An 8,746-nucleotide genomic window follows, 5' to 3' on the forward strand; every position below is an offset into this window, starting at 1 on the left:
TGAAGAGGAAAAGCTTATAAATGAATTCACCAGCTTACAGAAAGATAAAAGCATTCAGCTTTATTTCAAAACCCTTGAATCAAATGAACTCAAACGTTTTGAAGAGATACAAAAAAGCGAAAAGCTTGAGCGATATAATGAAATCAAGGAGACTGTAGAAAGCGGACAGATTGAGGAGCTTAAAAAGCAAATGGATGCTGACCACAAAGCAGAAAAGGAAAAAGCCAAACGTTTTAAAGCATTAAAAAAACATCCTGACTTAAAAAAATACTTTAAACTGATCAATAGCCCGGGATTCAAGACCTATCAAGATATAAAAGAGAGCGAAAAACTCAAGAACTTCTATTCGCTTAAAGAGGCTGTAGAGAGTTTTGACTATAACAAGATCAATAAAGAAAACGAATCAGAATATAGCGAGCAAATTGATCAGCGCAATCGCTATCAGGGCCTCCAAAAAGACGGTGAGCTTAAAGTTTATTTTAAATTTGTTAATGCCGGGCATCCGGAATTTATTGATCAGACCTCCAGTGGAGAGTTAATGAACGAATACGAGGCATTGGAAATTTATCTGCAATCGGATGAATACCAGGAAAAGCTAAAAGAAACAGATTTTAAAACATCTGATTTGTATAAATTGCAACAGGAGTATAAGCAGCTGCAGAAAGATCCGGATATTAAATTCTATCACAAGTTTGAGCAATCAAAAGCTTATAAAAACTACATCGCAGTAAAAGAAAGTGACAAGCTCAAGCGTTATTACGAACTCAAAGAACAAACCGAAGATCCGGCCTTCAGAGATAAGGTTGAATACCTGAGAGATGATAAAAAGTTTGAAAAAACAGAGGAATACAAAAGCCTTGCAAAATATAAAGAACTCGAACAAAATGATGACCTGAAATGGTACTTTAAGGTAACACAGGAAGACCGGTTTAAAGAATTACGGAAATGGGAAACCATTTTTAGTGAAGATTTCGACAATGCGCAACTGAATAAAGATGTATGGAGCCCGGTTGTTTTTGCCGGCATGATGACCTTCAATGACAACTATGTGACAAAAGGAGAAAAACAATTCTTCACAAAAGGAGAAAACCTGCACATAGATCATTCAGCCCTGAATATTGAGACCAAAAAAGAACATACTAAAGGCAAAAGCTGGAGTAAAAAACACGGATTCATGGAAGAAGAATTTGATTTTACTTCTGGCACACTGAACACAGCACAAGCCTTTCGTTTTAACCAGGGCAAAATAGAAGCTAAAGTAAGCTTGCAACAACCAGGCAATATCGTTCATGGATTGAGCCTTAAAGGAGAAAAAATCACACCACATATTGACCTCCTTAAAACGGGTAAAGGCAGCGGATACGAAGTACGCTACATACCCAAAGAAGACCAAACGCATATTATAAGTCATAAGATTAAAGGTATCAACCTAAACGATAAATACTTTATTCATAGTCTTGAATGGAACGATAGCGAACTTATCTGGTCGCTGAACAATATAGAAGTTGCAAGGGCAACGCATCAACTCAATGGAGAAGAACTTTATATTAGTTTAGCTTCCATTTTGGAAAAACAACCGGAAAACCTGCCGGCGAACTTTTCCATTGACTGGATTAAGGTTTACAAAAAGCAAGCAGCAGAATAGCCGCTGTAAAAACACTACTTTATTAACACCCCGAAAAACAATTATATGCGCATTATTTTCATGGGCACTCCCGATTTTGCCGTAAAATCACTTGAAACACTCAATATTAATTATAATGTGGTAGCAGTAGTAACTGCACCCGACAAAAAACGCGGCAGAGGCCAAAAGGTAATACCAACGCCGGTAAAAGAATTTGCCACGAAGACTGGCTTGCCAGTACTACAACCCTCGAACCTAAAAGACCCGGAATTCATTGAAATATTAAAATCTTATAATCCCGACCTAAACGTGGTAGTAGCATTTCGAATGCTGCCAGAGGCTGTATTTAGTCTGCCCACCAACGGATCCATTAATTTACATGCAAGCCTGCTACCCGATTACCGTGGAGCCGCTCCAATTAACCATGCTATTATTAACGGTGAAAAGCAGACCGGGGTAACCACCTTTTTCCTCGACAAAAAAATTGACACCGGCCGTATCATCATGCAACATAATGTAAACATTTACCCCAACGATACAGCCGGGACACTTCATGATAAGCTGATGGTTACAGGCGCTTCCATACTGAGTGCAACCGTAAAAGAAATTGAAGAAGGTACAGCAGAAGCAGCTCCTCAAATAAAGAAATCAGATAAATCAGCACCCAAAATTTACAAGGAAGATTGTGAGATAGACTGGTCAAAAGATGGCCGGGTTATACACAACTTCATACGCGGACTATCGCCCTACCCTGCTGCCTGGACAACTTTCACGAAAAACGGGAAGCCATTTACGGCCAAAATTTTTATGGGTCATTTCGCAAAAGAGGATCATGACATGATTCCAGGAATTTTAAAAATAAATGAAAACAAACTGGCAATAGCTGTTAAAAGAGGCTGGTACGAAATACAGGAGCTTCAGCCCCAATCAAAAAAACGTGTCACGGCTGAAGAGTTTCTAAGGGGGTTACAGAAAAGCGATGAACTCAAGCTAAAAATGCTATCATAAAAAAACATGCAATGCAAGTTACCTTATCGGTTTCTATGAAAAAAATATTCTGCGCCTGAAGTCTTATTTCAGGAAAAATAAAAACCTTTCTCACCTGTGATAACTCAACTGACTTTCGCAGGCTCAGAAATTCTCTTTTTATTGACAAATGGTAATATTGCAAATGCAATGGCTCCCAGAGGTAAGTGCACCAAATTAGTTACAGCGTGGGCCATTAGGGCAAAAACAGCAGCGGTATCGTGTCCAATACCGAAAAGCATCAGACTTTGTATGGCTAAAAAGTGCCAGGCACCCATACCCGATTGAATTGGCAATAAAAATGCTGAAGTAGCTACACCAAATGTAAAAGCAGCTGCAGTAAAACTCACTTCTTTCATTGGCGGGTAGGCAAATATTAGAACGTAAAACATTAGTAACCAAAGCACATAAATCAATAAAGATAGCGCAAGGTACCATATTTTACCCTTAATTTTGTATAACGAAGTAAAGCCCTCTTTTATATCGCGCCCAACCTTTTGCAACTTATCTCTGAAACGCTCAAATACATTGAACCGCCTAAGCAATAGCCAGACAACAATAAAAAAGGCAACCGAGCTACCAATAATTATCATCACACTAGAAAAACTCAAATTTTGCATACTGACCTCAGGTAGCTCTATGATTCTGATAATCAACGGCATTTTCCAGACTAATAAGGCTGTAAATATCAGGAAGAGTATAAACAAATCTGTAAGCCTCTCCACCAATGCAGTACCGAACAATTTGGCCAGTGGTATTTTTTCATACCGATTAATAATACCGAGTCGCGCAATTTCGCCACCTCGAGGAATCACCTGATTGGTAAAAGCCAGAACTATTACCGATAAAAATATATTGGTCGTTCGGGGGTTGTATTTCATCGGCTTGAAAAGCATTTTCCACCGTACTCCACGAACAAACTGACTTAAAATATTAATCAGAATCGATACCCCTATCCAGAACGGATTAATTTTATTCAACTCATTGTATAACTGATCGAGTTTAGTATCGCGAAAAACCAACCATAAGAGACCGACGCCTACAATAAGAAAAACTGCAGACCTGACAACACGCTTTCTATCCATTATTTCTTAATAAAACCTGAATTTTTTCATTTAAATCTTTCTGCAGTTTTTTCAGCGAATCTTTAATACTATCGCCCTGCTCTCCAAATGAATTTGAAATACGTTGGGTAATCAGGTCATAGTTTCTGAGTAAAGTTACAGCAATTTCTTTTCCTTCATCTATAAACTCCCTGGTAGCTTTATCAGCCGATGTTTTATCGTATTTTGTGGGATGTGTAAGCCCATCCAGCAGCGTGTACTTAATCTTTTTTCCATGTGCCTGGAAATAAAGGTTCATATAGGTCTCTACCCCGAATCGAATATCCTGAATGTTTTCCAGAATCGGTTCAAGGTCTTTTTTATACAACGCACGTTCACCCGTAAGGCTTTTAAACGGATTTACCCGATAATCGATCAAAGTTTCAGAAGGTGAACCCAGCACCATATCGGCCTCGTCACCCAATGGACTGAGCAACTGCTCGAAGTGTTCTTTTTTAATACCAGAAACATCAGCATCAAAGAAAAGGATTATATCGCGTTCAGCTTTCTGCACTCCGAGTGCCATTGCATTGCTCTTTCCCTGATTTTCATCGAGCCTTATATAGCGAAAATCCAGTTCCTTATTCAGTGACCTTAATATTTCTTCGGTTTTATCCTGAGACCCGTCATCAACAACAACAAGCTCGCTCTCAGGATTATATTCTCTGCATTTAGATACCACATCTTCGATTGTGGGTTCTTCGTTATAGGCACAAATCACAATACTTGTTTTTTCTTTCATATTTGATTATTTATGGTTAGCTTTTGAAAATGTAACCCGGCGAAATATAGTATTCCCCATAGGAACTAGCAAATATCTTTCGCGATTTCCTTTTTTATCTACTAAGGTCGATTCAATTTTTACAGCCGGATCATCCCATGGTGTCAAAAGGTTATCGTCCTTCGCAGGGATAAAATTCATTGGTGCATTCGCATCGATTTTTAGTTTCCAATTGCTTTTATCTTTTGCTTTTATCTTATAGCGGTAAAATCCACTGTTATAATACTCTTTAACTTTTTTCAGTTTATGTTCAAAAGGTAAGGCATATACCAATGGTCCGCGTTGAACATAAACACCCTTACCCTTTACAGTTTTTGATTCCGGCTGATCGTGCTGCTGAATTTTAAAGTTAAACTTTACAGTAACACTTTCACCTGGTTTCCATTGATTACTAATTATAATGCGGTCGGTTAATTCTTCGACCTGTGCTCCATCGGGGCTATCTAGTTCAAAATCCTGGCAATTAAACGGCTTTCTCAACACAAGATCAAAGCTCACAGGTTGATCGGGCTTGATTTTAAAAACAATTTTGTCAGAAAAAGGATAATCAGTATCCTCGGTTATTTTTAGTGGTGTACCGTTCATATTTGTCTCAAGTACATTGGGTCCGTAGAGCAATGCGGCAAGTTGTTTATTGTCGTCACCTTTCATCCACATACCTTCAGCATAATAAGGCATTAATCTGCCGGCGTTTAGAGCACAACATGCAGCTGCAAAGTGCGCAGCATCGTATGATTCACGCTTGGCTATTTCACTATGGTTAATTTTTATGCGATTGTCGGTCGTAAGATAGGAAACAGCCTTTAAAACAGGCATACGTGCGCCCTGACCTGCATTAAAGGTCATTTTTTCAATGCGGTCGGCTAAACTAAAATCACCTGTAAATGAAATCATTTTATTCATTGGGCTGATCATTTCGGCAATACCGCAATATTCATAATGCTCATCAGCTGTTCCCTTGCGACCCTTAATCCACTCATCGCAGCGCATAGCGCCTCCAGGTGTGAGGTGCTGTTCCAGTTTCTCCATTAAATTTGATGCGGCGCTATCTAAAGCATGTCCGCTTTGTATGGCTGAAATAAACTCGGGGACAAATAGACCTTCGGCAATATGCGCACCATGTTTTTCAAACAATTCCGACTCATTAAGGAGCAGTTCAGTTTTCAAATCATCATCGCGTATATGCCCTTCATTAAAATCTTCGTATAATTTACCGGCAAATTCCAAATATTGCGCATCACCCGTGAGCCTGTAGAGCCATTCCAGATTCTCAAAAAAACCAACACCATGACTTACGCCGCCACCTTTTGAGGTATGCAGGAAGTAATTCCTGTCCTGGTATTGCTGCATTACAAGTTTTGTAGCTTTCTCGGCAGCATTTAAAATTTCCTCATCGCCGGTAAATTCGTAATAGGCCAGCATGGCCATTAAAACTCTGCTTGTTGCCCAAAGTTCACCATTACCCCGTTCGTGGTTGAACCGGCATCCGGGTGCTTCACAATCGCGATAAATACCAATATATCCTTTCTCATTTGTGTGTTGAAGTAACTCATGCATCCATGAATTCATATGGTTGATATAGGTACTGTCGCCTGTTAAAAACGCCATACGTACCATAGCATCTTTCCAGTAACCTTCATGTTCTCCACTCCACCATTCTTTTCTTAAGGAAAATTTTCTTTTACTAATTCGGTTTTGATTAAAAAACACATCATGCGTTACGGTCTTGTTCACATCATCGTAATGCCCGATATACCCATCGTTTAAATCACGTTTTAATTGTTTATTGATCCAGCCGGTAGGATTAATTTCGCCGGCCTTTAAAATGTTATACTGATAAATATCTGTCACAATATTCCTTTCTTTTGTTTGTTGAAAACTTCCATTCATAGCGATACTAAGGCTTAAAACTATAGCAAAGTATGTAAACATTTGGTACTCCAATCTTTTTTAAAATGTTCACCTGTCTATATTTACAACTCATAGGCCCCTCATGATGTTGAAAAAAATATAGTCTCTCAGAATTCAGACATATCCAAAACTAAGAATACTTATTACTTGCTGAGCTGCTTTTTGCTCAGAATCTTTTTATCTTAGCTAAACATTTTTTCTGGTAGAATGTAAATATTGAATGTTTAATCCATAAAAATTATAACATGGCAGGTACTATTACTTTCACTATCATTAAACCCGGTGCTGTAAAAAATGAGCATATCGGTCCTATCTTAGACAAAATTTCAGATGCAGGATTTCACATTGCAGCGATGAAAATGGTTCAGCTAAGCCGCAGTGAAGCACGTAGCTTTTACTGCATTCATAAAGACAAGCCATTCTTTGAAGATTTGGTGGAATTTATGGTATCGGGACCAATTGTTGCTGCCATATTACAGAAAGAGAATGCTGTTGATGATTTCCGCAAACTCATCGGTAATACAGATCCAACAAAAGCAGAACCGGGAACAATCCGTCATATGTTTGCAAAATCAGTACAGGCTAATGCTGTACATGGATCAGATAGTGATGAGAATGCGCAAAAAGAGAGTGAGTACTTTTTTGCCGGTTACGAGAAGTTTTTTGAAGTAAAAAAAACGAGTTGCAGCGAAAAGTGAGTAAATCTCAAAAGCATTAAATGCCCTCAAAGCATCAGGAGCTAAAATCAATATCAGCTACAACCTCACTCCCCGCCTCCTGGTTGATTTTTTCAATCAGAGGCGTTTTTATCATTTCCAGTTCACGGCGTGCCACGGCTGATTTCATTTTTACAATGAGTTTATCTCCGTCGAACTTCACATAATCAGTATAACGGGCAGCCATTTTCCCCACAAAATCTTCCCAGCGGTTTACCACATGGGCTTTAACTATGGGTGAATGTTTATCATGATTTTTCAACCAGTTATCAATCAAATCGCCCAAACTACTTTCATTGCTTCTTCTCATAATCAAAACTATTCTACAGGTGAAATCTGCCCGTTTGCAACACTAAATATACGAAAATCTGATGTAACTTTTTCAAGTACTTTGTCAATTCTCACCTTGTTGGCATCAGTAATAAATATTTGCCCAAAGCTATCTCCTGCCACAAGCGAGATAATTCGCTCAACTCTCGATGCATCAAGTTTATCGAACACATCATCGAGCAAAAGCAATGGTTTTTTGTTCATTGTTTTTTTAATAAGATCGAATTGTGCAAATTTTAACGATACAAGGTAGGTTTTTTGCTGTCCCTGCGATGCTGTTTTTTTTACGTTACGGTTGCCTATCATGAACACCAAATCATCGCGATGTATACCTTTTGTAGTATAGCGAGCAAGTTGATCTGGCTTTCTGTTCTGCTTTAACAGGTCAGCCAAATTGCCGTCAAAAAGATCAGATTTGTACTGAAGCGAAACTTCCTCCTGGTTACCGGAAATATAGTTGTAGTATTCCTGAAAATCGGGAATAAGCTTTTCAAGCAAATTTTTACGAGCTTCAAAAATGGGCATGGCATTTTTATATAATGCTTCGTCCCACATTTCAAGCGAAGGCTCATCCCAGTAATTTTGTTCTGCAAATGTTTTGAGTAATCGGTTACGCTGCTCCAGAGCCTTGTTGTAATCGATTAATTTTTGTAAATAACTGCGATCGTGCGTAGAGATTAAGGTATTAACCAGCCTTCTGCGCTCTTCGCTGCCATCGTGAATGAGCTGCGTATCACTTGGTGTGCTGAGCACAACGGGAATCATTCCAATATGGTCAGACAGTCGTTGATACTCTTTTTTATTCCGGCTAAATTTCTTTTTACGGCCTTCCTGTACACCACAAACTATTTTCTCTTCTTCATCACGAATATTAAATACACCATCAATCATAAAAAAATGGTCGTCCTGTTTAATATTTTGCTGATCAGGAATATTGAAACAACTTTTACAATAGGATAAATAATAAACCGCTTCGAGCAAATTCGTTTTACCTGCGCCGTTATCACCTACAAAACAATTGATTGCGGGAGATAAATCCAGCTCAGCAGACGCATAATTTTTAAAATTCAACAATGTCAATTTGTTCAAATACATGGATACAAAATTAATCATTGCCCCTTAGATTTTGTATAAAAAACAGAAAACTTACCCACAATCGTTTAACAGCTAAATTCCGCAAGGATTTAATTTTTCAAGATGAAAATCCTTGCCGTATTTAGGTTAACCCCGACTTAGGAAATCACCTGTTTGAGTG

8 protein-coding genes are annotated in these 8,746 nt (G+C 38.5%); 3 read left to right on the forward strand and 5 right to left on the reverse strand.

Annotated features, from left to right (window positions below; translation table 11 throughout):
- The coding region (locus VJ937_RS14700) for a hypothetical protein (RefSeq protein ID WP_324068361.1) at positions 1 to 1,645 on the forward strand (1,645 nt) is incomplete at its 5' end.
- 45 nt (positions 1,646 to 1,690) lie between these two features.
- Positions 1,691 to 2,632, forward strand: a complete 942-nt coding sequence (gene fmt / locus VJ937_RS14705; RefSeq protein ID WP_324068362.1) for a methionyl-tRNA formyltransferase — start codon at positions 1,691 to 1,693, stop codon at positions 2,630 to 2,632.
- 104 nt (positions 2,633 to 2,736) lie between these two features.
- Here the strand turns inward: fmt and VJ937_RS14710 are convergent, their stop codons facing one another.
- Genes VJ937_RS14710 through VJ937_RS14720 form a run of 3 tightly spaced genes read right to left on the reverse strand, consistent with a single transcriptional unit; the run spans position 2,737 to position 6,466 of the window.
- Positions 2,737 to 3,735, reverse strand: coding sequence for a lysylphosphatidylglycerol synthase transmembrane domain-containing protein (locus VJ937_RS14710; RefSeq protein WP_324068364.1), 999 nt, complete (start codon positions 3,733 to 3,735; stop codon positions 2,737 to 2,739).
- Positions 3,728 to 4,495 (reverse strand): glycosyltransferase family 2 protein, encoded by a 768-nt coding sequence (locus VJ937_RS14715; RefSeq protein ID WP_324068366.1) that lies wholly within the window; start codon positions 4,493 to 4,495, stop codon positions 3,728 to 3,730. The genes VJ937_RS14710 and VJ937_RS14715 overlap by 8 nt, the downstream gene beginning before the upstream one ends.
- 6 nt (positions 4,496 to 4,501) lie before the next feature.
- Positions 4,502 to 6,466, reverse strand: coding sequence for a beta-L-arabinofuranosidase domain-containing protein (locus tag VJ937_RS14720; protein WP_324068368.1), 1,965 nt, complete (start codon positions 6,464 to 6,466; stop codon positions 4,502 to 4,504).
- Positions 6,467 to 6,690: 224 nt separating this feature from the next.
- On the opposite strand from VJ937_RS14720, the gene ndk reads away from it, so the two are divergent.
- Positions 6,691 to 7,143, forward strand: coding sequence for a nucleoside-diphosphate kinase (gene ndk / locus VJ937_RS14725; protein WP_057951701.1), 453 nt, complete (start codon positions 6,691 to 6,693; stop codon positions 7,141 to 7,143).
- Between the two features lie 34 nt (positions 7,144 to 7,177).
- Here ndk and VJ937_RS14730 read toward each other — a convergent pair whose 3' ends face one another.
- Together VJ937_RS14730 and recF are read right to left on the reverse strand one after the other, a co-directional pair.
- Positions 7,178 to 7,471 (reverse strand): DUF721 domain-containing protein, encoded by a 294-nt coding sequence (locus VJ937_RS14730; RefSeq protein WP_324068370.1) that lies wholly within the window; start codon positions 7,469 to 7,471, stop codon positions 7,178 to 7,180.
- An 8-nt stretch (positions 7,472 to 7,479) separates the two neighbouring features.
- The gene (gene recF, locus VJ937_RS14735; protein ID WP_324068372.1) at positions 7,480 to 8,586 is read right to left on the reverse strand and encodes a DNA replication/repair protein RecF; all 1,107 of its coding nucleotides are present in this window, start codon (positions 8,584 to 8,586) and stop codon (positions 7,480 to 7,482) included.
- Between the last annotated feature and the right edge of the window lie 160 nt (positions 8,587 to 8,746).

Origin of the sequence: Salinivirga sp., from assembly GCF_035268865.1 — a bacterium.
In the GTDB taxonomy this organism is placed as follows: Bacteria; Bacteroidota; Bacteroidia; order Bacteroidales; family Salinivirgaceae; genus Salinivirga.

What these genes read in the sequence shown, in the direction of transcription:
- fmt (WP_324068362.1), top strand. Translation starts at nt 1,691, where the DNA reads ATGCGCATTATTTTCATGGGCACTCCCGATTTTGCCGTAAAATCACTT.
- VJ937_RS14710 (WP_324068364.1), bottom strand. Translation starts at nt 3,735, where the DNA reads ATGGATAGAAAGCGTGTTGTCAGGTCTGCAGTTTTTCTTATTGTAGGC.
- VJ937_RS14715 (WP_324068366.1), bottom strand. Translation starts at nt 4,495, where the DNA reads ATGAAAGAAAAAACAAGTATTGTGATTTGTGCCTATAACGAAGAACCC.
- VJ937_RS14720 (WP_324068368.1), bottom strand. Translation starts at nt 6,466, where the DNA reads ATGTTTACATACTTTGCTATAGTTTTAAGCCTTAGTATCGCTATGAAT.
- ndk (WP_057951701.1), top strand. Translation starts at nt 6,691, where the DNA reads ATGGCAGGTACTATTACTTTCACTATCATTAAACCCGGTGCTGTAAAA.
- VJ937_RS14730 (WP_324068370.1), bottom strand. Translation starts at nt 7,471, where the DNA reads ATGAGAAGAAGCAATGAAAGTAGTTTGGGCGATTTGATTGATAACTGG.
- recF (WP_324068372.1), bottom strand. Translation starts at nt 8,586, where the DNA reads ATGTATTTGAACAAATTGACATTGTTGAATTTTAAAAATTATGCGTCT.